24 protein-coding genes are annotated in these 26,455 nt (G+C 40.6%); 10 read left to right on the forward strand and 14 right to left on the reverse strand.

Annotated features, from left to right (window positions below; all coding sequences use genetic code 11):
- From C9J47_RS17645 to nosR, 3 genes are all read right to left on the reverse strand, one after another.
- Positions 1-1,320 carry a nitrous oxide reductase family maturation protein NosD gene (locus C9J47_RS17645; protein WP_107254668.1) on the reverse strand — a complete coding sequence of 440 codons (1,320 nt, stop codon included), beginning with the start codon at positions 1,318-1,320 and terminating at the stop codon, positions 1-3.
- Between the two features lie 185 nt (positions 1,321-1,505).
- Complete coding sequence (gene nosZ / locus C9J47_RS17650) at positions 1,506-3,410, reverse strand: TAT-dependent nitrous-oxide reductase (protein WP_006230023.1); 1,905 nt, start codon at positions 3,408-3,410, stop codon at positions 1,506-1,508.
- A 121-nt stretch (positions 3,411-3,531) separates the two neighbouring features.
- On the reverse strand, positions 3,532-5,664 hold the full coding sequence (nosR, locus tag C9J47_RS17655) for a transcriptional regulator NosR (RefSeq protein WP_245903516.1): 2,133 nt from the start codon (positions 5,662-5,664) through the stop codon (positions 3,532-3,534).
- Positions 5,665-5,961: 297 nt separating this feature from the next.
- On the opposite strand from nosR, the gene C9J47_RS17660 reads away from it, so the two are divergent.
- From C9J47_RS17660 to C9J47_RS17670, 3 genes are read left to right on the forward strand one after another with little or no spacing between them, the layout of a single operon-like run.
- A complete protein-coding gene (locus tag C9J47_RS17660) occupies positions 5,962-6,312 on the forward strand; it encodes a PepSY domain-containing protein (protein ID WP_011220923.1) in 351 nt (116 codons plus the stop codon).
- Positions 6,309-6,968 (forward strand): response regulator transcription factor, encoded by a 660-nt coding sequence (locus C9J47_RS17665; protein WP_107254670.1) that lies wholly within the window; start codon positions 6,309-6,311, stop codon positions 6,966-6,968. Before C9J47_RS17660 ends, C9J47_RS17665 begins: the two co-directional genes overlap by 4 nt.
- Entirely contained in the window at positions 6,958-8,295 is a 1,338-nt protein-coding gene (locus C9J47_RS17670; RefSeq protein WP_107254671.1) for an ATP-binding protein, read from the forward strand. The genes C9J47_RS17665 and C9J47_RS17670 overlap by 11 nt, the downstream gene beginning before the upstream one ends.
- Before the next feature lie 116 nt (positions 8,296-8,411).
- Here the strand turns inward: C9J47_RS17670 and C9J47_RS17675 are convergent, their stop codons facing one another.
- Positions 8,412-8,654 (reverse strand): hypothetical protein, encoded by a 243-nt coding sequence (locus C9J47_RS17675; protein ID WP_107254672.1) that lies wholly within the window; start codon positions 8,652-8,654, stop codon positions 8,412-8,414.
- Between the two features lie 150 nt (positions 8,655-8,804).
- Positions 8,805-9,299, reverse strand: a complete 495-nt coding sequence (locus C9J47_RS17680; RefSeq protein WP_107254673.1) for a YdiL family protein — start codon at positions 9,297-9,299, stop codon at positions 8,805-8,807.
- A gap of 260 nt (positions 9,300-9,559) precedes the next feature.
- On the opposite strand from C9J47_RS17680, the gene C9J47_RS17685 reads away from it, so the two are divergent.
- The 3 genes from C9J47_RS17685 (at position 9,560) to C9J47_RS17695 (ending at position 13,078) form a co-directional block, all read left to right on the forward strand.
- On the forward strand, positions 9,560-11,206 hold the full coding sequence (locus C9J47_RS17685; protein WP_006230030.1) for an ABC-ATPase domain-containing protein: 1,647 nt from the start codon (positions 9,560-9,562) through the stop codon (positions 11,204-11,206).
- A gap of 177 nt (positions 11,207-11,383) precedes the next feature.
- Positions 11,384-12,199 carry a bestrophin-like domain gene (locus tag C9J47_RS17690; RefSeq protein WP_107254674.1) on the forward strand — a complete coding sequence of 272 codons (816 nt, stop codon included), beginning with the start codon at positions 11,384-11,386 and terminating at the stop codon, positions 12,197-12,199.
- Positions 12,200-12,352: 153 nt separating this feature from the next.
- Positions 12,353-13,078: a SecDF P1 head subdomain-containing protein gene (locus C9J47_RS17695; RefSeq protein ID WP_107254675.1), complete on the forward strand. Its 726-nt coding sequence runs from the start codon at positions 12,353-12,355 to the stop codon at positions 13,076-13,078.
- 30 nt (positions 13,079-13,108) lie between these two features.
- Here C9J47_RS17695 and C9J47_RS17700 read toward each other — a convergent pair whose 3' ends face one another.
- From C9J47_RS17700 to C9J47_RS17715, 4 genes are all read right to left on the reverse strand, one after another.
- On the reverse strand, positions 13,109-13,408 hold the full coding sequence (locus tag C9J47_RS17700) for a GNAT family N-acetyltransferase (RefSeq protein ID WP_107254676.1): 300 nt from the start codon (positions 13,406-13,408) through the stop codon (positions 13,109-13,111).
- Positions 13,409-13,597: 189 nt separating this feature from the next.
- The gene (locus C9J47_RS17705; RefSeq protein WP_170107535.1) at positions 13,598-14,404 is read right to left on the reverse strand and encodes a DsbA family protein; all 807 of its coding nucleotides are present in this window, start codon (positions 14,402-14,404) and stop codon (positions 13,598-13,600) included.
- Positions 14,405-14,451: 47 nt separating this feature from the next.
- Positions 14,452-15,420 carry a DMT family transporter gene (locus C9J47_RS17710; protein ID WP_107254678.1) on the reverse strand — a complete coding sequence of 323 codons (969 nt, stop codon included), beginning with the start codon at positions 15,418-15,420 and terminating at the stop codon, positions 14,452-14,454.
- Positions 15,421-15,740: 320 nt separating this feature from the next.
- A complete protein-coding gene (locus C9J47_RS17715; protein WP_107254679.1) occupies positions 15,741-16,937 on the reverse strand; it encodes a patatin-like phospholipase family protein in 1,197 nt (398 codons plus the stop codon).
- 335 nt (positions 16,938-17,272) lie between these two features.
- Here C9J47_RS17715 and C9J47_RS17720 point away from each other — a divergent pair, with 335 nt between their 5' ends.
- Positions 17,273-18,397: a M14 family metallopeptidase gene (locus tag C9J47_RS17720; protein ID WP_107254680.1), complete on the forward strand. Its 1,125-nt coding sequence runs from the start codon at positions 17,273-17,275 to the stop codon at positions 18,395-18,397.
- A 176-nt stretch (positions 18,398-18,573) separates the two neighbouring features.
- On the opposite strand, the gene C9J47_RS17725 is transcribed toward C9J47_RS17720, so the two are convergent.
- A complete protein-coding gene (locus C9J47_RS17725; protein WP_107254681.1) occupies positions 18,574-18,885 on the reverse strand; it encodes a hypothetical protein in 312 nt (103 codons plus the stop codon).
- A 383-nt stretch (positions 18,886-19,268) separates the two neighbouring features.
- On the reverse strand, positions 19,269-19,451 hold the full coding sequence (locus C9J47_RS17730) for a hypothetical protein (protein WP_107254682.1): 183 nt from the start codon (positions 19,449-19,451) through the stop codon (positions 19,269-19,271).
- A 185-nt stretch (positions 19,452-19,636) separates the two neighbouring features.
- Here C9J47_RS17730 and C9J47_RS17735 point away from each other — a divergent pair, with 185 nt between their 5' ends.
- Entirely contained in the window at positions 19,637-21,040 is a 1,404-nt protein-coding gene (locus tag C9J47_RS17735; RefSeq protein ID WP_107254683.1) for an endonuclease/exonuclease/phosphatase family protein, read from the forward strand.
- Between the two features lie 150 nt (positions 21,041-21,190).
- On the opposite strand, the gene C9J47_RS17740 is transcribed toward C9J47_RS17735, so the two are convergent.
- Positions 21,191-22,066: a VirK/YbjX family protein gene (locus C9J47_RS17740; RefSeq protein WP_107254684.1), complete on the reverse strand. Its 876-nt coding sequence runs from the start codon at positions 22,064-22,066 to the stop codon at positions 21,191-21,193.
- Between the two features lie 1,062 nt (positions 22,067-23,128).
- On the opposite strand from C9J47_RS17740, the gene C9J47_RS17750 reads away from it, so the two are divergent.
- Positions 23,129-23,377: a hypothetical protein gene (locus C9J47_RS17750; RefSeq protein WP_107242405.1), complete on the forward strand. Its 249-nt coding sequence runs from the start codon at positions 23,129-23,131 to the stop codon at positions 23,375-23,377.
- Between the two features lie 134 nt (positions 23,378-23,511).
- On the opposite strand, the gene C9J47_RS17755 is transcribed toward C9J47_RS17750, so the two are convergent.
- Positions 23,512-24,783, reverse strand: a complete 1,272-nt coding sequence (locus C9J47_RS17755) for a sensor histidine kinase (protein WP_107254686.1) — start codon at positions 24,781-24,783, stop codon at positions 23,512-23,514.
- A complete protein-coding gene (locus tag C9J47_RS17760; RefSeq protein ID WP_107254687.1) occupies positions 24,784-25,464 on the reverse strand; it encodes a response regulator transcription factor in 681 nt (226 codons plus the stop codon).
- A gap of 187 nt (positions 25,465-25,651) precedes the next feature.
- Here C9J47_RS17760 and C9J47_RS17765 point away from each other — a divergent pair, with 187 nt between their 5' ends.
- Positions 25,652-26,449 (forward strand): efflux RND transporter periplasmic adaptor subunit, encoded by a 798-nt coding sequence (locus C9J47_RS17765; protein ID WP_107254688.1) that lies wholly within the window; start codon positions 25,652-25,654, stop codon positions 26,447-26,449.
- Positions 26,450-26,455 lie beyond the last annotated feature (6 nt).

Below are 26,455 nucleotides of genomic sequence, written 5' to 3' on the forward strand. Positions count from 1 at the left end.
TTACCCCGCTGCTTGGTTGTTTTTAGGCATAATTTTATCAAGAGCATGATTTTCCGATGCAGACGGTACTGTCATTAATGGAAAGCTATCTTTTACCCCTGCAGGTTTAAGTACCGGAAATTGTTTCTGTATCCAGCGCAGCATTAGGATTGCTGGGCTATCAAGTAATACCTTAGCTTCCGGATATAGCCACACTACTTTATCGATCCCATCATTGGGTTCAAACGGAGTATCCCCTTTGCCATCGTTGTTCAGATCCCAGCCAAGGTAGTTACTCCAGAAATTTCCGATACCGTCCTGACTCCACTCCTGCTCTCGATTAGAAACATATTTCACCTGAACAGGGTTATTAATAAAGCTATTTCCAAAGATTTTGACATTTTCTGATCCCGCCGTGAGATGAATACCAATTTCAGCGGTGTCGATACTGTTGTAGCTGATGGTGTTGTAACCCGAGTTATAGATAAACAGCCCCTTTCCATCACGCCCCATGACTTTATTTTCAGGCTTAGTCCAAACATTCTTGATTCGATTATGGCTGATATTAGAATAGGTAATAAAATTCATCAAAAAACCGTAATCTTCACTATCACGGCTTTCATTACCAGATACTATCAGCTTGCGAGAACTCATTAATGCATACCCCGCCCGCGTGTTATAGGCCAGGTTGTCTAGCACTTGGTTGCTATGAGAGTACATATAATGGATCCCATAACGGAGATCATGCATAGTATTGTTTTTTAAAATATTATTTTGACTAGCAATGATGTACAAACCATCACGGGTCTTGCTTACCGTATTGCCAGTGACCTCAACATATTCAACTTTTGATAGCTGAATACCATTTCCTCTGTCGGCCGAACGTAGCTTGGGGTTACCCTCAATCTCGTTACCTTCAACCTTGATATGTTTCCCGTCCTGTAACCAAATACCGAAACCGTCACCCTGCAGTTTGTTATTGCGAATGATCAGGTTGCTGGCTTGCTTGTCCGAATAGATACCGGCGTTTTGCTCTGTTAAATCACTACCCCAATTAATGATGGTTAGACCCTCAATCAGGATATCGGAGTTTTTGATCTGCAGAGCGTGCCCCTGTCCGCCGGCATTGATGGTAGCTGTGCTATTTCCGATTAGAGTAATGGCATGACTAAGAACAAAGTTACCCAAATATTCACCCGAAGCCAACGACACCACATCGCCATCCGACACCGAATCCAGCACCACTTGCAAGTTGTCGTCAGCCGTTACCTGATAGGTTTTGGCAAACGCTACAGGCTGGAGACAAAACAGCACTATTAGTGTAATTATTGGTTTAATCATCGACTGTTTTTAACTTCCCTACTACGACTCAAAAGATAAAAGCACAAAGGTGATGATGCAAAAGACCAGTACATAATAAATAAGCTACATACTGACTAAGCTATATGAAGAAAGGTAACAAAGTGCCAACTTGAATGGCACTTTGTCGGTCCTGCTAGCTGTTCAGGCTATACCGATTCAGCATATTAGGCCTCAACCAGCATACGGCCTCGCATCTCCATGTGGAGTGCGTGGCAGAACCAGTTACAGTAGTACCACTGAACCCCAGGTTTATTGGCAATAAAGGTAACGGATGACGTTGCCTGTGGACCAACTTCCATCTGAACGCCATGGTTAGTCATACAGAAACCGTGTGTAACATCTTCCACCATGTCCAGATTAGTGACAATCATGGTGACTTCATCGCCCAGTTTTACCTTAAATTCAGTGAGCCCGAAGTTAGGTGCGACCGAGGTCATATAAACACGTACCTTGTTACCATCACGGATCACTTTACTTTGAGTCATCACATCGACGCCGTCTTTCTTTGCCATTGCCAGTGTTTCTGCAAAGATTGGATCATCACGGGTCCAGAGTTTCTGTGGCTTCACCTTGCTACGGTGAACAATTATACAGTCATGGGGTTCTGCAAACGTCGGGCCGTCATGCACCAACTTCATCTCATCGCCTGAGATATCAATTAGTTGATCATTCTCAGGACGTAGTGGACCAACAGGTAAGAAGCGGTCTTTAGAGAACTTACAGAGAGAAACAAGCCATTTACCATCTGCATCACGAGTTTCCCCTTGAGAGGTATGGTTGTGACCAGGTTGATAATGCACATCTAGCTTTTGACGGATATAGTTTACTTTCTCTCCATTGTAAGCTTTGATTGCATCTTCTACATTCCATTTTGCAATCTGACTATCAAGGAACAACGTCGTGTAGGCGTTACCACGGTTATCAAAGGCGGTATGAAGAGGACCGAGACCCACTTCAGGCTCTGCGACGATAGTGTCACGAGGCTTAATTTTGTCACTAAACAGATCATCAAGCTTGTTGATTGCAATAATCGAAACTGTTGGCGATAGCTTGCCGTTAGCCACAAAATACTTACCATCTGAAGATGTATTCAGTCCGTGCGGAGATTTTGGTACAGGAATGTAACGAGTGAGTTCCGAACCTTTACGGCCATCAAGAACAGGAACATTATTGTCATTGTAAGTTTTGAATTGACCTGCTTTTAGAGCAGCTTCACAACGCGCCAGATTGAAAACAACAACGTGGTCTCGCTCTGGGGTAATCATTTCACCCAGTGTCATACCCATTTCAGAGTTGTAGCTTGTCGACGCGAAATACTTACCGTCGTAGTCGGCATCAGTGTTATCAAGGTTGCCATCAACCATTACCTGGAATGCCACTTCCATTTTCTCGGCGTCAATCACGTTAAACAGAGAACGGTAGGTACTGACATCTTCCAGTGTCGCCTTGCCATCGTTGTTCATCGGGATTTCAAATTCCCCGTTACAGATCACGTACTTGGTCTCAGGTACTTTTTGTACCCGTAATCCGTGAATAGCCTGAACATTCGGAACGGTGATCATTTTGTCGGTTTTCATTACATTACAACGAATACGAGCAACCCGACTGTTGGCTTTGTCGTTGATGAATACATATTTACCATTGTATCGACCGTCTGTCATGCTCATATGAGGGTGGTGGGAATCACCAGCCAAAACATCAACACTGTCGCCTTTAATACGCTTACTTTCGTTGGTTAAACCCCATCCGGTCGCACTATCAATGTTAAATACCGGTATGCGCATTAACTCACGCATTGATGGCAAACCCATAATACGTACTTCACCGGAATGACCACCACTCCAGAAACCATAGTATTCATCTAAATCGCCAGGATGAACAAACGGACTGTTAGCCGCTTCTGCTGCCTTGGCTTGTGCCATTGAAGCAAACATCGCAGCTGACATCGGAGCGACTGCCGCGCCAATACCGATAGCGGCAGTTTTACCAAAAAACTTACGTCGTTCTTTGTTTGGCAATGTATCTTGGTTAGGTTGCTCTATCAGATCATTGTTCTTATTATCACTCATGGTTGGCTCTCCATACCGTTATTATTGACGCAACTACGATTGTTAATATATGTAGTGTCACGTACATCAGCTACGCTGTATTCCTTCTTGCTTTTCACGTTATTTCATCACTATTTGGTACTTACTCTGTAACGACGACTGGAATATCTTGATCCTTGTTTCGGCGTTTTTTGTGTGCCAGCTTCTTAAGTGGTGGACATTTTTCTTCGTTGTAATAGCTGATCTGGCAGTCTAGACAGTAATGGCATTCACGCATGTTGATCACACCATCTGGCTGAATTGCCTGGATTTCACACTCTTTCGCGCATGTCTTACAGGGCGTTCCACAGTCAGGGCGACGTTTCAACCAATTAAATAAACGCACGTTATTGGTGACCGACAGTGCGGCGCCTAATGGACATAAGTAGCGACAAAAGGTTTTTCGGTTAAAAAGATTCAACAAGATCAGGAATGCAGCCCAGGCAACAAATGGCCATTCACGATCAAACTTCAATAAGAAAGTGGTTTTAAACGGTTCAATTTCGGCAAACTGCTCAGCCATTGATAACGAATCGAGCGAAATTCCGAACAAACCTAATAAAATAAGATATTTGATAGTCCACAAACGTTCGTGCACGGCATAAGGCAATTCGAATTGTGGAATTTTGAAATGGCGGGCAAGTTGATTAACCAGTTCCTGCAAGGCTCCGAACGGACATAACCAACCACAGTAAACAGCGCGTCCCCACAATAAAATGGTCACAGCAGCAGCACACCATAAGATGAAAATAATCGGATCGAGTAAGAAAAGATCCCAGGAAAAATCGCTCATCAATGCCTGCAAAAATGTGAAGACATTCACCACAGACAACTGTCCGCCCCATGACCAGCCAATAAATACGACAGTTACCACTAGGAAGCCATGACGTAAGTTATGCATAAAGGTGGGATGGCGAACCAATACATCCTGGAAGAACAGGATCAGCAGCAAAACACTCAGCAAAGCAAGGAGTATCACGACTTCGAGCTGGCGCTCTTTCCATACTTGTTGAGTCAGTGAGAGTTCAGGCTCAGGGACAATTGCTGGCGGCGTATCGACATATTTCTCCAACATGTCGTAACTACCTTTAAAGCTGGTGAACAGGCTGTCGACCGGACCAGTCTGGCGTCGAACCAACAATTCAAGCTGCCAACTTGATCCCGGATCAAGTTCATGGTGCGCCTGCACTCGGAACACCGACATTTCTTTAAACGCTGGCGCCCCTGAAATATACAGATCCGTAATACGGTTGTGGTCTAGATCACGAAATGAAATCGCATTCTCATTCTGATGAATCTGGAGACGATCAAAGATCCCCCCCCGCACATAACCTGACCCCTTGAACGAGTAACCATTACCCAATACGACGAGTAGATGCTCGCTCGGTTTCAGTGATTGCATTAACCACTCATAATCGGCATCACCGAACAAGTTTCGCCCAATCGTTGGCACATCAGCAAGCGCAAAGTAGATTTCAGCGAACATACCCTGCTTTTGATCCGCAGGGATATTACCAATATGCTCAGCCTCTGTGCCTATAAAGGCTTCATCAATTTTTTCATTGGTCAGGTAGAGCTTGCGTATCGAACCATCCCCCGTTAACTGAAGCCAGTCTGCTTTTTCAAACTGATCTTGATAGATGGTCGATGGAGGCTGAATGATGGTTTGCTGTTTTTTAATGATTCCTAGTGACTGAGCCACTTTTGTTGCCGCTTTAGTAACAGCAACATTCATCACCATGACTGTAACAGTTGCGCCTGACAGGCCATCAACGGCAACATACCCCTCGCTCTTATTACCACCAACTTTAATTCTGTCCGTCACCGATAAGCCAGTGTATTGTTCAGCAAAGGCCCACAATTTCTTCTCTGGAATACCCGCTAGAATAATCGGTTCATGGTGTTCCAGCACTTTGGCAGTCAGGTAGTTACCTTGCGGATCGATAGCCACCAGCATATTAACCGGCTCACCGGAATAGGCCGGGATTTTAGCGACATCATTGGTTTCAAAAGCATAGCCGATAATGTCTTGATCTTTGTAGATCCACCAGACAGGGATTTCCCCTTGTTTCTCAGCAATTTTTGTTGCGCTGGGAAAGGTTTTTTTGATGAGGGGGATAGGATCCTTTGGCGGACTAACAAACAATGCACTTGCTGGTGCGATCCCTCCCACAAAGAGCAAAAGGAATAAGAGCGTACGAAAAATAGTTGTTCTGAATAAGCTAATCTTTTGCACCAACGAACTCCCAGATAGTACTTTCGCCTAAGTCACCAAATGAAGTATATTAAATGCAACTAACACCCAGTCATGATTGAGATCAATTAACTTACACATCATTACATCTTTACAACCAAACCGTGACATATATGACAAATGTACTATTTAAGATACAGACGCCGTATTACGCCTTCTATTAACCGTGAACACCCCAGAATCTCTCAAAGTTAAATCTGCTTCAGTTTATTCAACAAAGGGCTACAGTTTAATCATCTATTCATTTTCAGTTCATGGCACTTCGATTACACTACTAATATGAAAAAATATAATAGATTTCTATACATTTTCTGTTTCCTCTTTTTATTGGCTTTTCATGTCAATGCTGCCCCGCAGCTAGAAATTGATGAAGATCACGACGAAGTAATGCATGCCGTTCAACAAGGGTTGATTCAACCTTTTTCCGCGTTACAAGAAAAGGTTGCCAAGCAACTTAATGGTCGCATTATAAAAGTAGAGTTAGACGAAGATGATGATGTATGGGTGTATGAGTTAAAACTGATTGACCCAAACAACAATATCGTAAAAGTCGAATATGAAGCCCGTACACTCACCATTATCGAAATTAAAGGTCGTGGGCTAGAAAATATCATCAAGGTGAACGAATGAAAATATTAGTAGTTGAAGACGAAATTACCCTTGGTGAGCAAATCATTGATGGTTTAGAAAGCAACGGTTGGATTGCAGAACTTTCAAGTGATGGGATTGATGCCCTATACCGTGCAACATCTGAACCTTGGGATGTTATCGTTCTCGATTTAGGCTTACCAAAACTTGACGGTTTAACGGTATTAAAAAGTATTCGAGATGAAAACGTGAATACGCCGGTTGTTATTCTAAGTGCGCGTAATGAGCTTACCCAACGTGTTGAAGGGTTAAATGCAGGGGCCGATGATTACCTCACCAAACCTTTTCAGATGGTTGAGTTAATCGCACGTTTACGTGCCCAGTTACGCCGTTCAACGGGTAATGCGTCCCCTGTTATTCAAGTCCAAGAATTAAGTTTAGATACGCGAACATCAAACGTATTGTGGCAAGGTCAAGTCGTCGATCTTACGGCGTTAGAATTTAAGGTACTGTCTTACCTTATGCATAATACTGATAAAGTAATTTCAAGAACGGAATTGGTCGAGCATATTTACAAGCAAGATTTTGATCGTGACTCTAATACGATTGAAGTATTTATTGGTCGTATTCGCCGTAAGATCGGCAATGATGTTATCAAGACAGTTCGCGGTCTCGGATACCGTATCAATGCCAATTAACACAATTGAAAAACAACTTCCTAGCCTTCGTAGCCGCTTACTTATCGCAGCGGCTGCTTGGCTTGTTGTAATTACGCTTTCTGCTGGTTATCTTGTTCCGAGTTTCATAAAAACTTACCTAGTCGGTCAAGAAGAACAACAACTCAAGCTTTATCTTGATCAACTTACAGCGCTTGTTGATGTTACCCCCGACGGTAAAATGTCATTATCAGGCAAGCTCTCCAACCCTCTCTTTGAATCACCCTACAGCGGATTATATTGGTCGCTGACTATCAATGAGCAACAATTGCGCTCTCGTTCCCTGTGGGATACCCGTATTCGAGGTAATAAAGAAGAAGGCTTTATTGGACCTAACAAACAGCCACTAATCGTGATCAGCCGAGAGTTCTTCGTACCTGAAACGGATGATCCGGTCAATTTATCGGTAGCGATTAATAAAGACAAACTCAATGCTACATTACAAAAATTGACACATGGTTTGTGGTTAATATTAATCATTATGGCTATCGGTATTTTAGCGTTAACGTGGTTGCAAGTTAGCTGGTCGTTATCTCCTCTAAGAAAGCTCCAACAGAACTTAAAAAAAGTACGAAATGGTGAGCTTACTGAATTAACAGGCGTTTATCCGACGGAAGTTAAACCTGTTATCGATGACCTAAATGCACTGCTATTCCATTATCAGGAACTACTAGAACGTGCCCGCAACCATTCAGGCAACCTTTCTCATGCACTTAAAACACCTATAGCCATATTAAACAATGAAGTCGCCCAGCTAAACGACGCAGATAAAACAAAATTAACCCCTGCTTTACTGCAATTACAACAGCATATTGATTATCACTTAGGCAGAGCACGTATGGCAGGGGCTGCGAATATTCTAACGGCCAAGACTGCCCCATCATCCCGTGTTGATGCAATTTCTATGGCCATGGATAAAATTTATGCACACCGTGAAGTGATATTGGTCAACGAATTAGACAGTGATTTGAGTATCGCGGTTGAAAAGCGAGATCTCGATGAGATAGTGGGAAATCTTATTGAAAATAGCTACAAATGGGCAAACAGTTTAATTCGGGTACATCAGCAATCTGTCAATACTGACACAGTGAGCATTGTAATTGAAGATGACGGGCCCGGTATCGCTGAAGATGAATGCAATGAAGCACTAAAGCGGGGTATTCGATTAGATGAAAGTACCCCAGGAACAGGCCTAGGGCTCAATATTGCAAATGAACTTGCGCACAGCTACCGCGGAGAATTAATTCTGAGCCGAAGTCCATTAGGTGGGCTAAAAGCAGAGATAACCTTGCCATTACCAAGAAGTTGAATACATAAAAATCTTGAACTAAAAAGCGAGCAACCTATCATTTAAGGGCCAATCTTCTGAACGATAAAATGCTCGCTTTTTTAATATTATCAGCTTAAACGTTATTAGCTTAGCTTCTATAGTTGAGGCCAAAAAATCATATTCACAATGCGTACAATAACGCCAACCACAAAGCAACTAACCCCAAAGCGATACCAACGGTATTCATGTGCATCCATCCCTACACGTTTGATTACCATTACCGCTACGCCAGACCAGTCTTTCGTACGTTTAGCATAAAGAAACATACTCTTAGCGATAAATAGAACACCAGTAACGAGCAAAATCACTTCAACAAAACCCATCGTCGCTTGCAACATATCAATAATCCTTTTGCTTCATAAATCCATTTAATAAACACTTAATGTAATGAGAATTCCGTTCCCTATTAGCTCTAAGATACTCATGTTAATGCAAGCATCAATTAGACCTTAGTTGCAATGCTTTGCTTAAAACGGCTAAATGCACTCTTACTTGCTGTTAATTAATGCTTCTATACGTTTATGTTCCAGTTGCTCTGGGGTCGAAAAGCTAAACCATTTATAGATATATTTGCTCTTATCTAACGGTGTGTCTGTGCTTAGTTCAACATCACCACCTTCGGCAAACAGTGAACTACAAACAGACTGATGTAGACGCCAGCACAAATGATTGCTTTCAGGGTAATCAATAAGAAAAGCATTTAATGTCGAATAATAACGCAACGTACCAACAGCATTAAAACTACCGTCGTTTTTATCGTAAAGTTCTTTAAACGTTTCACCTAGCAAGGTTTCGCGCATTTGGCAAAGGCTGTAAATTTCAGCTTGAATCTCATCAGGTATTGCTAAACAACCCGACTCCCAGCTCTGCCAAGTACTACTTGATACACCATTACCAATGACGTCAGCGGCTTCGGTTACTTCAAGCATCAAAATCTTTCGTATAGCCTGTAACTCAACATTATTCATGTTTAGCCAACTCATATCATTACCTTCACTCAGTACTATCTAGATAAACATCATACGACAGCAATTATACCCAAGCTACCTCAAGATGTTCGTTACAGCAGGGTAAATCGAAGGTATTTTCTGTAAGGTATCATTAGCTGTAACAACGCTCGCAAGGAGAATCTAAACGAATTGAAAAGAATAAGCACAACATGCGTTAAAGTTTGAATGCTTACTGCCTGACTTTAGTGTAAAATCCAGCCCCCAGAATATATAACGCACGATACCGAGACGACATGCAATTACTCGAAGCCAAATTACACAAAATCGACCGCCATAATTACCGCAGCTATTCTAGTATGCGTGGTGAATACACTTTCGTTGACTTCGACTTTTTTATCGACACTGTTCAAGCCGACCCTTATGCGCCGGCTTCTCGTGTTCGTGCTCGCCGTAAATGGGCGCTAACAGATTTAGCATGGTTGAAAGATCAATCTCAAGATTACCAGCGTGCTGCACGTGATTTTATCGCACGTCAATTTGCCGATCTTTCACAACAAGAAAATGGTATTCAAATCGATCGTCCTGGACAGGTTATTCTTGACCGTACCGCTGTCGTTTTTGATGAAGAAGGTATTGAGTTACGTTTCCGCATTAATTTGCCTGCAGACGACCGGAAAATCATTGCTAAAAAAGCGATGAATTTAATGACGTTCACCATGCCTAAAATTATCCGTCGTTCTACGATTGCTCGTGAACTTCCGATTGAAGAAATGAAGCGTCATTGTGAAGCAGTAGAAGATCAAGTTGCTCTACGTAAGCAGCTTGAAGAAAACAACCTATTAGCGTTCGTTGCTGATGGCAGCGTATTACCCCGCCTTGCTGGTAATGTTGATTTACCAATGGCTGATGCAATTCCTTTTGAATGCCCAGCAGAATTGGCTATCGAACTAGATGCACCGCATAAGGGTAAAATTCGTGGTATGGGCGTACCTAAAGGTATCACCATGATTGTTGGTGGTGGTTTTCATGGTAAATCAACCCTACTCAATGCTATCGAAAGCTCTGTTTACGATCATATTCCTGGCGATGGTCGTGAATATATTGTAACCAATGAATCTGCAACAAAAATTCGTGCAGAAGATGGGCGCTGTGTGCATAACGTCGATCTTTCTCCATATATTAGTAATTTACCTATGGGTAAAGATACCGCAGCATTTAGTACACAAGATGCATCAGGTTCAACATCGCAAGCATCATGGTTACAAGAATCACTTGAAGCAGGTGCTAAAGCATTGCTTATCGATGAAGATACTTCTGCATCGAACTTCATGATCCGTGATGAACGTATGCAAGCGTTAATTTCAAAAAATGATGAGCCGATTACACCACTTGTTGATCGCATTGCACTACTTCGTGATCAACTGGATGTCTCTGTATTATTAGTTATGGGTGGTTCTGGCGATTATTTGGATGTGGCTGATACGGTTATTCAAATGCATAATTACCAAGCACTTGATGTAACAGCGAAAGCAAAAGAAGTGATTGCTACGCACCCTACTCGTCGTACACCTGAAGGGTCTGAAATTTTACCTCTTCCTCGTACACGTCAGTTAAATCGTGCTGCACTTAAAACCATGCTTGAAGACGGTAAATTCCGTATTCAGGTTAAAAACAAAACAACATTACGCTTTGGTCGTGAACTGATTGATCTGCAAGCGTTAGAGCAAATTGCAGATTCTAGCCAGCTATATACTGTCGGTTGGTTATGGTTCCAACTTGCTCAAGGCAAAGGGTGGGAAAAACAACCATCAAAAGCATTTGCCCAAATGCTGAATGATGATTGGTTCCGCACAATGCCGCATTATGGCGATTTAGCGAAGCCACGTGCTATCGATGTTATGGCGGTTTTAAACCGTATGCGTAAAGCCGATTTTAAATAATCTGCCATATTAATCAAAATACCTAAGCCCGCAGTAATGCGGGTTTTTTTATCTTTTATCCCCCCTCTTTTGTTTCTCTAAATTCTAACCCTTGAATCAACCAATGCATTAATAAGCCTCTATACTTTTTAAGTTCACTTTTTACACTCTGTGAAATGGGCTTAATAAGGCTACGATATGTATAAAATGCATTTCATCGATTCTTTACCAATTTATCTTATGGCAGGATTAATTCTTGGCTCGATTTTATTGGTATTTGAATTTGGTTATCGATTAGCACGCATATTTCTAGCGGATAAATTGAATAAAGCGATCAGCCCAATGACGGGGGGATTGGGTGGATTATTGGCTTTTATTCTTGCTATAACATTCAGCATGGCTGCAGGAAAAAATGATGCCAGAAAGCAACTGGTTTTAGATGAAGCTAACGCAGTAGGTACCGCCGTATTGCGTACCGATTTTCTGCCTGAACCTTACAAAAAAGACAGTAAATTATTACTCGTTTCTTATATCAATGAAAGATTAATATCAAAAGAAGAAAAAAAGCGAGTACTTAAATCCTCACAGAGTGAAGATCGCGTTAATCTACTTATAACAAATAGTGTCATATTGCATGAAAAATTATGGCGCAATGCAGTTAGTGCGTATAACGTTGAACAAAACCAGATCATCAAGCTCTATATTGAGTCACTCAACCAAGTTATCGATATCCATACCGAGCGTGTAAATAAAAGCCTTCAAAGCCGAATTCCAGTTAGTATCTGGTTTAGTTTAATACTGCTCACTTTTCTAACAATGGTGCTTACAGGTGTTCAGGTTGGCTCACAAAGTGAAGCTAGAATGCTAATAGCGGCACTTCCATTTGCCCTTGCCTTCACCCTTGTTTTAACATTAATTATCGAACTCGATAGGCCTAATCGAAGTATTCTTGCTGTTAGCCAACAGCCTCTAATTGATTTACAACGTTCACTAATGTCAGAAAGTAACCAATAAGACAGACAATGAATCGTCTAGGCGTAGTTGACGACTGAAACGTTAAGATGAGTTTAATGATGCAGGATGAGCAAACAATCAGATACTTACTTTAGTCTGTATTACATTTCATGTTAGGCTCACACGCAGATAAACTGGCTTGGGACGGCAACATTGAAAACGCAACTGACAAAAACAGGTTTGACTAGATTATGTCTGGCAACCACCATACCTTTGATTTCATTTACAACATTGGCTAACAATTTTTATGTTGAATCGACCTTCATTCAAAATGGTCAAACAATGGGGCCTCCTGCGTTCAATATATTCAACAACAGTGACAGAACGTTCAATGTTGATCACAATACTGCCATTAACTATTCAGTTGTCGAGAAAAAAAACGGCAACGTAAACGTAGAAGTCGTCGTCATTGAAACCAGTAAGCGTGGTGATTCTTATCAATTACAGCCCATTTTCACGATAGCAGCCAATGGTGAATCGAATGGTATGTTATTGGGTAAATCAAAAGCGATACCTTTTCTGGATTGGCAATTGAGTGCGATCAAATCATACACTGTCACTTTTCATCAGCTTTCTAGCAATGAACAAAACTGCCTTAATTACACCAATGGAAATGAAACACTGTGCTTTGACTCAACGCCTTTACTGGATACAGATGCTTTTCTGTATATCCGTAATAAAGCAGAAGATCCATCGGTATTAGAAATCAAACTTACAGATAACGGTGCCAATGCCTTAGGTACCTTTACACGTGAAAATATAGACCAATGGATGGGTGTGATGATCGATGGACAACTTGTAAACGCGAGTATCATTCGTTCTGAAATGGGAGGGGATATTTTGATGCCATTACCCAAACAAGCTGCTGCTGAAGAATAACATCAATACCGACTTACTCGCCTTTTCCTATCATTGATTAGGCGACAGTAAATGTTGCCATTCTTTATGACGGTTCATGTAATGGGCAACATAACTGCACGTTGGAATTATTGTATAACCCTCTTGCTCTATCCCTTTTAGAACAGCCTCCATCATAATGCTGGCGTACCCTTTCCCACGCAATGCATCTGGCACATGAGAATGATCTAACGTGAGCACATTACCTGCGATTTGATAACTGACCTCAGCTTGATAACCCACCTCTAACTCAACAAAGTAAGCCTGTTTTGTACGATCATGCACGGCGTTGTAATGCTTTTCTTCACTCATACCCCTATTCCTTTTATTTCGTGTACTATTTTGTCTTACTTAGCAAAAAAAACGGTGAGCTACGCACTCACCGCTGTTACCTTACGTCTGTGGAGAATAACCTGTGTACGATAAAAAGACACTTGAGGTTTACAATAGCCTCTTAACATTAAGCATTAAGCATTAAGCATTAAGAGTATAATCGTGGTACTAGCCTTGCTGCTTTGCTAAAGCAACCGCCGCTTGCAATGTGGCTTCTTCAACATAGCCCCCTAGCACTGTTGTATTCTGTTCATTGGCACCTTTAACTGGCATCACAACATAAGCTGGTGTACCACTAAAGCGTAGTTCTTGTGCTAGTTTCATGGTTTTCATCAACTCAGGAGACCATTCTTCAAGCTGTGCCAAATCGACCGTTGCACCTGTTTTTTTCACTAATGCCTGAATATTAACGTCAGTTAGTTTCTCGCCATCAAGCCCCAGCTGCATAATGCCTTGGTGGTAAATTGCAAAGCCCTTTTCACCTTGCTGCTTAAACACTTCTAAACTCACACGTGCCGCCGTGTCTGACAACTTGGATCGCTTCGCGAGAATTGGGAAGTTTTTTATTAATAGCTTAGCATCACTGTTTTTTGCCAAGATGGCATCCACAATCGGTGACGATTTAATACAATATGAACACTGATAATCTAAGAATTTCACGATGGCCACATCACCATCAGCATTCCCTTCAAACGGAGTCTCTTTATCATTTAACAGGGCATTTTTCTGCTTCACTGCCTCACTGATTCTCAAAGCATTCTGCTTGGCGTCTTCTCGCGCTTTTAATTCCATGCTGGCATCAATCAATACTTCAGGGTTGTTTACAAAGTATTCCATCGCAATTTTGCCAATTTCTTCTTGCTGTGCGGCAGAAAAGGAAGAAGCGGTATTTGTCGTGTTAGCAGCAAACGCAGAGGTCACGGTAGCGCCAGTCACAACGCTTGCAAGTAAAAGGGCCAGTTTTTGTTTGGTCATTCTTTTCACCATTTATGATTAATTAGCTCGTTAAAATCAACTCCACCCTAAAGGTTGGAGTTAACTTTAAGGTCAAGAGCTTTTGCATCCGCACGACATGCCGAGCACATTTTTGGTTTGAAAATCAGATCTAGAGCCCAAAATGATTTATCTGTCTTAGTCACTAAAATACCAGCAAAAAGTGGCAGTAATAAACCGATAGATAGCGGTGAGATGGGCTGCGCGGTGTTCCAAGCTGCAATCATCAACGCCACGATAGGAAACAGTAAAAAACACAACGAAGCAGTGAACGGGGTCGACAGTTCATTCAATTTAAAGTAAGCCACAATGCCGCCGACACTTGCAAATACACCTAGATGTAACACAGCAAACAAAGATTCAGATGAAAACGTACTTGGCTGCGCCCCTTCGAACAAGAAAGAGACAATAACCAACAATATCGACGCCATGAAACACGGTACGGTGTTGTATGTGAGCACTGGAATATCTTTACAGTATTTTTGCACAAACACGTACATTAACGCATGAATCATGACAGCAGCACTGAGCGCGCTCATACCAATCAAGTAACTGGCTCCCCCAATATTCATTTCATTTTTCAAAATTACGCTCAAGCTAACAACAGCTACCAACAAGCCCGTAATTTGGTGCTTTCCCAAGTTCAAACCAAGAAATAAGGTAGAAGTCATCATCACCGCAATTGGCATATTAGCAAAGATGATCGCCGCTAGACCTGAAGAAATATATTGCTCGCCAAAAATCATAAGTGTGAAGGGAATTGCAAAATAAAAAACTGCCACGATCACCATCCAATGTCGGCGCCCTTTGGGGAACATTAGTGGCAGCCTATACCATCGGGTCAATGTCACAAGAATCGGTGCTGCGATCAAGAAGCGTAAGCTGGTCGCAAAAATGGGCGGAATCGAGCTGACTGCCACTTCCATTGCAAACCATGTCGTCCCCCAAATTAAACACACAGAAAGAAACAACAGCGGTACGGTATACTTTGTATTCATTAACTGGTTCATCCATCAAGGTCACTAAAAACCATTCACTTGTTTTCTAGTAACATTCATTGATTACCTCGAAATCAAGAGGTTAACTCATCCGTTGATGGTGTTTCACTCTACGACGAAAACCGTAAAGCGTTGTCTATAAAGGTAAACTAACGTAAAGATATGAAAAATAATGCTAATGTGTGAGATTACTTCAAGGAAAGAAAGCGTATGCCATGCTCTGACAAACGCTTGAAGAAACCAGAAAGTGGTACGAGTTTATGATGCAGTATCAAAATACTCTGTCGACGTATCTATAAGTAAAAATTCTGTACGAGACTTTATTTCACAATATGAGAACGTAAATTTGGCGGCACTTGGTGCCAAGATTGTCTATCTCGCATCTTTTTATAACTGTCATTAAACAACTCAATCATGTATGCAGGACTAACGTCATCTCCCGGTTGCTCTGATTCAAACTGCGGTTCTATATAGCTAACATTAAATTCCATACCCGTTCGCTGTGATTGCTGATAAATACGGTTTACATCCCCTAGCCCTTGGTATTTCAAAATAGTATCTATTGAGCGGGAGGCAATATCTTTGAATGTGTACTCTGTGGTTTTCCAACGTGGTTCAAGTTCTGAGTTGCGTATCACATACACTTTGTTTCTACTGTTTTGTGGCAACAATGAAAGGTCTACGCCTTCAGGAAATAAAAACACTTGATTAGTAACACCACCATCAACATGCAATTCTTCAAACGATTCCAACGTTGATCCCTTCACCACTTGCACTGAAATCATCTTCGCAGGAAAGACTCCCGGAATCGATGACGAGGCAATAATAATATCTTCAAACAAGGCTTCAGCCTCTGGTGTATTCAATGTTGCTATCTCGCCCATGTTCCAGATTACAGGTCGCTGAGCATCGAGGTTTGTCGTGCCTATTAGTAGAATACGACCACGAGCATATTGCTTTGCAACCTCATCTAATAAGGCCGGAGTAATCGTTTTACGCACCATAGCTTCGAACTTATCGGTGTTCAGTAATGATTTAGTTGCTGCAATTTGGAAAATTGTATTTACGTCGTACAGTTCATCCGATTTCGTTTGAGTATATAACTGCTTAAGAAACAGATCGTAGTCTGCCCCCAAAAAAGCAAATACCGAAATGATTGCGCCAGTACTAACGCCAGTTACTGTCGCAAATTCAGGTCGATCGCCATTGTCGGTCCATGCATTTAACAATCCCGCACTATAAGCACCGTTTGTACCACCACCCGACAATGCCAGATGCGCCACAGCTTTGATATTCCCGTTCTCGTCAGTTAGGATCCCAGCATCCATTTGGCGCTGCTTTAAGGCCACCAGCTGATCTTTCGGGATTGGGTATTCACTGGTGTCTCCCCAGTAGCGTAATAATTCAGTATTTAACGGCTCATAAGAGACATGCTGTTCTTGTGACATATCTTGTCGCTCTAGCGAACTACAGGCAGAAATAAATACAATCGAAACGATAGAAACAAAGCGATACATGGAGGCCCTTACCCGCTAAATGTAGAATGTAGCTGAGCTATAAGAATCAAGCTATTGAACAGTGAATCATTAAAATAAAAGAAGATTATGTCACGACAAAATGAAACATAAATTAAATCTTATTGCCTATTCAGCTACCATACAGCGGGTAAAAATGGTTTGCTCTTTTCGAACCCTACGAGTTTATCTAACCCATTAAAATATAAAGAAACATACGCCCTAGCAGGTTATCATTTTGTTACGTTTTATATTTTCTCTAATTTAGGCTTGCTTGTTTATTCCAAGATTGTGATAACCTCATCCTCTTGTATTGCATAGCGAGTGAAATAACAACGATGAAAATTTTTAGTAATTTCGATGGCGGCAACATTAATGTAGTTAAAGCCGACTCACCAGAAGATATTCAACTCACTATTCCAAATGACAATCAATCTGAATATTACCAATGGTTTCACTTCCGTTTAGAAACACAAGCGCAAGAAGAACACACTGTAAAATTACTCAACCTTGCTAAATCGGCCTACCCTGAAGGCTGGCAAGGCTATGATGTTGTTGCATCTTACGATCGTGATGAATGGTTCCGTATTCCTGCCGAGTTCGATGGTGATACACTGACTTTCCGCTTCTTCCCAGAGCAAGGGTCTATGTACTTTGCTTACTTTGCACCATACACCTACGATCGCCACCAGGATCTTTTGCATCAAGCACAAGTTAACTTCAACTGCCAACTTGAAACATTGGGCAACACACTAGATAACAATGACATGAGCCTGCTTACTATTGGTGAACCCGCTGATGATAAGAAAAAAGTATGGGTAATTGCACGCCAACACCCAGGCGAAACAATGGCAGAATGGTTCATTGAAGGTTTGCTACAGCGCTTACTTGATGAAACAGATACGGTTGGTCGTGCGCTTCTCGATAAAGCCGTTTTCTATGTAGTGCCAAACATGAACCCAGATGGTGGTATTCGTGGACATTTACGTACCAATGCAGCAGGTGTGAATCTAAACCGTGAATGGCAAACGCCATCAATGGAAAAGAGCCCTGAAGTTTTCTTAGTACGTGAACGTATGCTTGAAACCGGTATCGATATGTTCCTCGATATTCACGGCGATGAAGCTATTCCTTATAACTTTGTTGCGGGTAGTGAAGGTATTCCATCTTATGATGAACGCCACGCCAACTTAGAGAATAAGTTTAAGCAAGCATTACTAACAATTACACCTGAGTTCCAAGATGAGCATGGCTATGACAAAGATAAGCCAGGTAAAGCAAATCTAACGGTTTGTTCTAACTGGGTTGCCGAGCAGTTTAAGTGCCTATCTTACACTGTAGAAATGCCTTTTAAAGATCATAATGCACAGCCAGATGCACTTTACGGCTGGTCACCAGAACGTAGCCTTGCGTTTGGCCATGACATGCTAGCAGCAACCCTCGCTGTTATTGATGATGTATAAAGCATAGCTAGCACCTTTAGTAAAATATAGCGCGACAAACTAGTACACACTAAGCCACGCAAGTTTAATTCTGCGTGGCTTTTTCTTTCTCTATCTGTCGTTCTTTTATACTGAAAAAGGTGAGATACGATCCCACCTTCTATATTTATTCATGACAAGATACAGCGTAAACGATATTAACGTTTGCTGTCACTATGAAATGCATAGCGATTATATTCAGTGCCATTCTCAGTAACAGCGTTATATTTCACTGAACGAGAGCTGTTCAATGATAATGGTACAAACACACGGCCATTCTCATTGGTCATATAGGTTCCTTTCGATTGAGGAACATTTTTGACTGTCACCTCAGCGTTAGCAACCAGTGCACCTTGCTCAGATACGGTTACCCACGCACCATTGGCGGTATCGACTACTTTCATATCCGCTAATGTAACAGTTGAAAAAACAACACACATGACGGCAACAGCTGTATTTAATAATTTCATAACAAACCTTCTTATTATAAATGCTGGAAAAAAGTACAGGTTTAGCCTTATTTCCACGTTAAATTTTCAGGTGATGATAAATAACGACATAACAATCAATAACCCATCGAGTTAATCGATTTACTTTTGTGTTAACACCTATTCAACCTATTTTACTTCTCGTTATGTCGAAATAAATACATCATAGTTTGTTAAATTTTAACTAATCCCTTGAGTCCCATTCCTTTAGTTCTTTCATCGGGCATGATTTAACTTTTTAATGAGTTCGGTATTATAATAACGCAATGAAAGTAAACCGCTGTTGAATGAGCGTAAAACAACGTAAATTAACTATTTAATAAAAAAATGTTGATTAGGTGCGAATGATTTTAAACTCATACCGCCTATGTTGGTGTTTCAATAACGTAAGACTTTTCTTCACGCGCAAGATGTTCCGGTAAGGCTTTTCGGCCCTTTCGATTTCGGGGTTTATTTTCTGTTTGGCTTTCTTCAGATTCGTTGAATGTGCCTTTCGGTCTTTTTCTAGCCGCCGATAGTAAAGCCAAAAGCCAAAAGCCAAAAGCCATTAGTATCCCAAACTAAATACCGCTGTAATTTCAACATTCTAATACAACTAAAAACAAATTATTCCTAATAGGGATAGTTACTCTTGACATAAGAAAAAGTGCAATTTTGATCGCAAAATAAAGATAAACAATGAAACAAATATTACCTCCATGTGACTGTAATCACACTGATTTTTTAGTGTGCCATGTATTATTTGCGCAATTACTCTAAATGGTGCGCCATACACATTAAAACTTTTTCTACCCTTGCTTTAGTTGTCAGTGCAGCTCTTCTTGCTGGTTGTAACGATACAGATTACGTTCAGCCAACCGAAGTAAAAATAGCGACATACAATCTTTCATTTGACCGTGATACATTCGAAGAACTTATTGCAGAGATGCAAATTGCACCAGCAAAACAAAAAGCACTCGTTACAGCTTACTTAGACGGTACAATTGATAATGATAATGACAAACGGACAGCAGAAAAAGTTATTCAAATTCGTAATGTTGCTGCTGTTATCCAGAAAAATCGTCCTAATGTTCTTATGATGGCTGAATACAACAACGATGGTACTGGTGAAGACAAAGCTGCGCTAATTGGATTCCAAGATAACTACTTATCTATCGCTCAAAGCATCGATGGTGCTGGCGGTGAAGTGAATCTTGAACCAATTACATTCCCTCACCTTGAATCTTACTCAACGAACACGGGTCTAGCTAGTGGTCTTGATTTAGATAATAACGGTACAATTGGAGGCCTAGGCGACGATTGGGGCTTTGGTCAGTACCATGGTCAATACGCATTCGCATTGATGTCACAGTACGAAATTGATACTGATAACACACGTACTTTCCAAACATTCAAATGGAAAGATCTTGAAGGTGCACAAATTCCGACTATCACTATTTGTGACGACCCAACAAAATTCCCTACTGGTATGAACTGTGGTGATGAATGGTATTCCGCTGAAGAGTGGAAACAAGTTCGCCTTTCTTCAAAAAACCACGTAGATGCACCGATCATCATTCCAACAGCGAATGGTGAGGAAGTCATTCACCTTCTAATGTCTCACCCTACACCGCCAGTATTCGATACAGGCAAAAACAAAGCTCAAAATGCTGCAGAAGTTAAATTCTGGAATCAATATATTCAAGGTAAAAGCTTCTTCTATGACGATGCAGGCCTGAATGGTGGATTAGCTGACAATGCTAAATTCGTGATCATGGGTGACCAAAACCTAGATCCAATTGCAGGTGATGGTATAAGTGATGTGATGCAAATACTTCATCGTGACCCACTGGTAAACCAGGATGTGATGAACGGTGAATTGTACCCTACCAGCTACGGTGCTTCAGAACACGCAGTAGACAAATCACTGACTCATCCAAAACCAAACCGTATATCATCTACATTTGGTCTTGGCGTAGATTACGCTATTCCATCTGCAAACTTGAATGTTGTTGATACTGGCGTTTACTGGTCTGCATCTTACGAAGAAGGTCGCATACTGTTCAATGATGCTCGAATTAGTGACGACGGTGCAGACGGTGATGGTAAATCAGTATCTTCAGACCATCGTATGGTTTGGATCAAAACTCAGTTCTAATACTTAGAAGTTATCATTATAAAAATGGCAATACGATAAAACGTATTGCCATTTTTCTCAGAAAAAAAACGATTCTCTAGAGAATACCGTTAATAATCGATGCCTATTACTCAAAAAACTTTAAGGTAATACTTCCTACATGCCGCTTTTTTAATTACAGATATAATCCAGTTTATTCTTAAGTTCATTGTCGTAGTTATCTACCCAAGCGTAGCGCTCACGGTACATTTTACGCTTTGGACGCTTGATATCTTCCATAGCCTTGCGTTCAGATCTAATCGGAAGCGCATAGAAATAGTCATTATAAGACTCACCATTATGCTCTTTCCACAGACGATCATAATCAAGATTAATTGCTTGGCTCTTTTTTCCATAACGTTTTGCAGTATATATATGTGCTGAATTTTTAACGGCATAAATATGATTTATGTTCAAATTAGCAGCGAGTAAACGTAATGTTTCAACCATGAATGATTTTGGACGTAAACCATAAATTGTTTTGGTGAATAATTTACTGAAACCATTATCATTAGCACCACCTTGCATACAGCCAATATAAATATCATTATCGACAACAGTAAACGCGAGCACATAATATTTATTATATTTTGAGTCTGTAAGCGTAAGCGTAAGCTCCCCTTCTTTTCTTGAATTTCTATCAAAGCTTAGGTTTATTAAATAATCTTGCTCGCCAATTTCTAGTTTATAAAGGGTTAATACATCGTCATATATTTTATGGCGTGCATCAGTTGAAAATTTGTGTTCAAACCAGTCATAGTGCTTGACTAAAATATCAATAGTTTCTTGTCTACTTAAGCCGTTACGCAAGTAAGGAGTTATGCATTTTGTTAAAAAGTTTGGCTGCTTTTTAAAAAGCATTTTCCGTTCATCATGAGCAAAATTATCATTCATCTTTTTTATGTAGGGATAATGTAACAACGCTCGAGTGATGAATTTAACTATAGCTTTTTTCTTTCCACTATTTTTATGGCTACTGGCTTCACGAGCCATGCTGACTATATTCATGGTAAAAATATTCATTGATATTACATATAAAAAAAGGATTATACACGCAATAGAACAACGTTCAAAATGGTAACAAAAATTAATTTAAGGTAACTAATTAAAAAAACACTTACACCGCCCGCTACCAAATCAAAACTTAACGATACATATCAAGCACTTATAGCTATAAAAAACAATATTCATTAGTTAATGAAACGACTATAGATGGTATTTCCTCACGATATAACATACAAAAAACTAAGATTTCATTTTTGAACTGTAGCTATAAATTATCAAGATGATTTTTTATAAGCCTTATCAACAAAGAATTAGTCAACACTGCGATTTTATCTTCAATCACCAGTTAAAGCGCTTCTTGTTTAACGTTAACAACCATCAATCACAATAGGTATTCTTACCAACAGTACGGCAGGTGGCTGACTTTCGGTTACCTTGGGAGTCCGTTCTTGTCTCAAACTTAGTGCTTGATTTTTGGTTACTGACAAACCTCTTTTTTTCCTTTGTATCCACTTTATTAGTTTGGCTCTCATACTTGGTGTAGGTTGAACCATCACTGCAATGGGTTTGTTTCATTGAACCAGCCCCATAGGTAGTGCAATTAATAGCATGGACTGAAAATGATATGCATACGAATACTGCAATAATGAGTAGACTTTTCATCACTCCTCCATAGCACACAAACCTGACTCTTACCCATACTCTTCCAACTGAACGCGCAGTATTTGATCAAGTTTGTTCACTTGTGCCTTATACCTATAAACCAGTAATACATTTCTCTTGTTAGTATGGATGATAAGCGCTTCACTTTCTGAGTTTGTACAGCAAGAAGAAAGACTTGATGCATTGAATGTTTTTAAACAGTAGTCATAAACATGGTTCCAATCATCTTCTATCACCTGTAAAGTACGCAAAACATTACTATAGAGGCGCTAATCCTCTCTTGTTCAACGGTAATGATCCAAACAGATTTAAGCTGCCTACTTTCTACATCATTAGATGACAAAACAGCACTATGCTGTATAAAGCGGGTGGATTTGCTAAATAAGAAAGAGTACTGAACAGATGAAAAATGAACATGATGTAATTGATAGCCTAGAAGAACTAGAACGTTTTCTACTGACTATTGAAAATGGTGGTCTGGGTTTAAAAGACGTTGCAGGTGTAGGCATGGCAACCAATAACACTGATGGCCGCCCTTTCGTTGCGGTATTCGATAATAACCAGAAACTTATTCTTGCACAGTGGATTTCTCAAGACGTTTATGAAAACGGTAAAGATCTTGTTCGTAATGGCCCACAGCGTAAGCATTAAAGCCTTCTTGCCCTAATACCAAGAACCATCGTCGATTAAAACGCCACCAATTACCATTATTACTCGTAATTGATGGCGTATTTTATGAACAATAGAATCTAGTAATTACAACTTTGTAGTACTTAGTCATTAATTCAGCAAGATAGGTTTAATTCAGCGCAACACCCTTCACTTAGGTTTTCTGTTAGCGAGAACGTCCAACCATAGCTATCACATAATCGCTTCACTATTAATAACCCAAGCCCATGTTCAGTACCTGCCTCTTCATTAAGCCCACAGCCTGAATCTATAACCTTTATGCGATTGCTTGTGACCACAACCTCGATTTTGCCTTGCTCTGTGAATCGTATAGCATTGTCTAAAAGGTTTTTTAAGACCATATCAAATACGGCTGGAGGTAAATTGATCTGTGTATCAGGCTCAACCGAAAGCAAAATCTGTACCCCTGCATTCAGTTTTTTATAGTATTTATCAAGACTAATATCTTGCGAGCATATCGGGCGTAGTTGATGCGCATCTCGCACATTTTCTTGCTTCACAATGTTTAGCAGCACTTCAACCGTCGCTTGCATGTTATTTGCTGCAATTAAAATCCGTTCTCTTTGCTTACTCTGAAAATCAGGATCGTCTTTCATTGCCTGAAGACTAGCAGCACCAAGCACCACAGCGATCGGCGTTTTCAGCTCATGACTCGCGTACTTTGCAAACATCATCTCTTGCTTTGCTAGCCGCTCTTTCATCTGTTTATACGTATTCAAGTGGTGTTTAAGCGCTTTAATTTCATCAATGGAACGTTCTGACACATGGAAATCTTCTTCTTTGTTCGCTGTTAATTGCTCACACAACTCTGAAACAGGAGACATTAAACCATCAAAAACTCGGCGAAGGGAAAAGCGCAGAAAGGCAATGAGAAAAGCCATGAGCCCAAATGAGATTAACATCAGGATATCCCAGCTATCGTCACCAAAATCCATACTTCGGCTACCTACCACCAAATAAAGAGGAACACGGGCACCCGACGGTTCAATAAAGGGCGTGTAGTAAACCATGAAACCGTCTTCACTAAAGATGCGAAACCGTGTAACAGATCCCTCTTCATAAGGCAGCAAACCCTTCAACTCATCATCTAATGCAGCTTCACTATAATAAGCACGAACATAAGGGCCAAGCTGGGAAAAATCATCTTTTGCTAATGAAAAATGATCTTTTGCAATACTTTCAAATGACTTCAAGTGGCGTTCTATTTGAGCATTTTCATTGAATATTAAGTGCAATGAGAAAGAAAAGAACACCAACGAAGAAGACGTTAATGCAATCACCGAGAACACAAAGATCAATCTTGATTTAACATCATCAATCGAATTACCCAATGGTTTCCGAAACATCAGTGCTCTAAGCCATTTCATTTATTCTTCCAACCTAAAGCCAAATTTCGGCACTGTAATTAACATCGGTTTTTTAAAAGGCTTATCTAATACATTACGCAGTAAATAAATATGACTACGCAAAATATCTTTATCGGGTGCATCTTCTCCCCATATTTCATGAATCAAGACATCACGAGAAACCATTTCTGGCGCTGTTTTCGTCAGTTTTACTAAGATTTGATACATTACAGGGGTTACTAGCAGTTGCTGCCCTTCTCGCGTTACCTTATGTGAACGCTGATCAATAATAAGCGAACCAAACTGAATAAGCGTGCTTGCCACGTCACCACGATAACGCTTAATCAAGGCACTTAACCGCACTTCGAGTTCAGGAAAATTAAACGGTTTAGTGACAAAGTCATCCACGCCACGCTCAAACCCTTTTAATAGGTCTTCACGACCATTGAGCGCCGTTAGCATTAATATTGGCGTAGTACAGCCATTCTCCCTAAGCTCTTTAGCGACCTGCATACCGTCTTTTTTTGGCATCATTACATCAAGAATAATCGCATCAAAGTCGTTTTCAAGTGCTAATTTAAGCCCTAATTCTCCGTTATCGGCAAAATCGACCTCTGCACCTTTTACCTCAAGAAAGTCTGCAAGAATACCTTGTAGTTCCTCGTTATCTTCAACAACTAAAACTTGTTTATCCTTAAGCATCGCCACTCTCTCGCACTGCATTGTTATCTTTCACTATCCTAGCAATTTATTGTCGAATTAATGTCGAATCGCTTCATATTTATTGTGTCGTCTTTCTTATATCGTGTTTTTTGTCGTATAGCATTCGACAAAAACTCGACATTCTCTTTCGCACAATAGGCTCAGTTGATCTAATGAGAATATAACAATGAAAAAGAATCTACTGACCTTAGGCTTATTTGGCGCATTACTTTCGCAGCCAGTAATGGCCTTAGATCTTATTGGGCACACAAAAAGTAAAAACCCTCTCAATGTGGTATCTGAAATCAGTGGCACTGTCGAGTCTGTCGGTATTGAAACAGGCGAGCAGATTAAATTAGGAACCATTCTCGCCACGATTAAAGCGCAAGATTTTGAACTTGAGGTAAACAAACAAAAAGCCAACCTCGATCTTGCACAAGCCGATCTTAAAATAAAAAAATCACTGTATGATCGTTACCAAGAGCTGCGTAAAAAGAACAGCTTATCACAAAATGAGCTCGACATTTCTGCAGCAGATTATGACAGTGCAACAGCCAATGTGGCGCTAGCAAACATTGAGTTAAAAAAAGCGCAACTTGATCTGGAAAGTACCCAAATTGACTCGGCAATCAATGGCTATGTGGTAAGCCGTTCCGTTGAAAATGGTGCATGGGTAAATCAAGGGGATTTGCTCTACCAAATCGTTAATATTGATGTACTCAACGTGCGTCTTCTTGCCAGTGAATTTGATATTGGGGAGCTACATGTGGGTCAAGAAGTCGAAGTATGGTCAGAAGCCAACCCCCAATTAAAAGTACGTTCAAACATCAAACGGATTGGGGTTGAGATCGATCCTGAAAGCTTTGCCTACCCGATAGAGGTTGAAATCAAGAATCCTGAACATATTTTCAAGCCGGGTATGTCGATTCATGCTTCGACTCAAGTATCGAGCTTAACTCCTTCTATTACACAATCAGATAAATAATTGGTA

This window comes from Photobacterium indicum (genome assembly GCF_003026215.1).
GTDB classification, from domain to species: domain Bacteria; phylum Pseudomonadota; class Gammaproteobacteria; order Enterobacterales; family Vibrionaceae; genus Photobacterium; species Photobacterium indicum.

What these genes read in the sequence shown, in the direction of transcription:
- C9J47_RS17645 (WP_107254668.1), bottom strand. Translation starts at nt 1,320, where the DNA reads ATGATTAAACCAATAATTACACTAATAGTGCTGTTTTGTCTCCAGCCT.
- nosZ (WP_006230023.1), bottom strand. Translation starts at nt 3,410, where the DNA reads ATGAGTGATAATAAGAACAATGATCTGATAGAGCAACCTAACCAAGAT.
- C9J47_RS17660 (WP_011220923.1), top strand. Translation starts at nt 5,962, where the DNA reads ATGAAAAAATATAATAGATTTCTATACATTTTCTGTTTCCTCTTTTTA.
- C9J47_RS17665 (WP_107254670.1), top strand. Translation starts at nt 6,309, where the DNA reads ATGAAAATATTAGTAGTTGAAGACGAAATTACCCTTGGTGAGCAAATC.
- C9J47_RS17670 (WP_107254671.1), top strand. Translation starts at nt 6,958, where the DNA reads ATGCCAATTAACACAATTGAAAAACAACTTCCTAGCCTTCGTAGCCGC.
- C9J47_RS17675 (WP_107254672.1), bottom strand. Translation starts at nt 8,654, where the DNA reads ATGTTGCAAGCGACGATGGGTTTTGTTGAAGTGATTTTGCTCGTTACT.
- C9J47_RS17680 (WP_107254673.1), bottom strand. Translation starts at nt 9,299, where the DNA reads ATGAGTTGGCTAAACATGAATAATGTTGAGTTACAGGCTATACGAAAG.
- C9J47_RS17685 (WP_006230030.1), top strand. Translation starts at nt 9,560, where the DNA reads ATGCAATTACTCGAAGCCAAATTACACAAAATCGACCGCCATAATTAC.
- C9J47_RS17690 (WP_107254674.1), top strand. Translation starts at nt 11,384, where the DNA reads ATGTATAAAATGCATTTCATCGATTCTTTACCAATTTATCTTATGGCA.
- C9J47_RS17700 (WP_107254676.1), bottom strand. Translation starts at nt 13,408, where the DNA reads ATGAGTGAAGAAAAGCATTACAACGCCGTGCATGATCGTACAAAACAG.
- C9J47_RS17705 (WP_170107535.1), bottom strand. Translation starts at nt 14,404, where the DNA reads ATGACCAAACAAAAACTGGCCCTTTTACTTGCAAGCGTTGTGACTGGC.
- C9J47_RS17710 (WP_107254678.1), bottom strand. Translation starts at nt 15,420, where the DNA reads ATGAATACAAAGTATACCGTACCGCTGTTGTTTCTTTCTGTGTGTTTA.
- C9J47_RS17715 (WP_107254679.1), bottom strand. Translation starts at nt 16,937, where the DNA reads ATGTATCGCTTTGTTTCTATCGTTTCGATTGTATTTATTTCTGCCTGT.
- C9J47_RS17720 (WP_107254680.1), top strand. Translation starts at nt 17,273, where the DNA reads ATGAAAATTTTTAGTAATTTCGATGGCGGCAACATTAATGTAGTTAAA.
- C9J47_RS17725 (WP_107254681.1), bottom strand. Translation starts at nt 18,885, where the DNA reads ATGAAATTATTAAATACAGCTGTTGCCGTCATGTGTGTTGTTTTTTCA.
- C9J47_RS17730 (WP_107254682.1), bottom strand. Translation starts at nt 19,451, where the DNA reads ATGGCTTTTGGCTTTTGGCTTTTGGCTTTACTATCGGCGGCTAGAAAA.
- C9J47_RS17735 (WP_107254683.1), top strand. Translation starts at nt 19,637, where the DNA reads ATGTATTATTTGCGCAATTACTCTAAATGGTGCGCCATACACATTAAA.
- C9J47_RS17740 (WP_107254684.1), bottom strand. Translation starts at nt 22,066, where the DNA reads ATGAATATAGTCAGCATGGCTCGTGAAGCCAGTAGCCATAAAAATAGT.
- C9J47_RS17750 (WP_107242405.1), top strand. Translation starts at nt 23,129, where the DNA reads ATGAAAAATGAACATGATGTAATTGATAGCCTAGAAGAACTAGAACGT.
- C9J47_RS17755 (WP_107254686.1), bottom strand. Translation starts at nt 24,783, where the DNA reads ATGAAATGGCTTAGAGCACTGATGTTTCGGAAACCATTGGGTAATTCG.
- C9J47_RS17760 (WP_107254687.1), bottom strand. Translation starts at nt 25,464, where the DNA reads ATGCTTAAGGATAAACAAGTTTTAGTTGTTGAAGATAACGAGGAACTA.
- C9J47_RS17765 (WP_107254688.1), top strand. Translation starts at nt 25,652, where the DNA reads ATGAAAAAGAATCTACTGACCTTAGGCTTATTTGGCGCATTACTTTCG.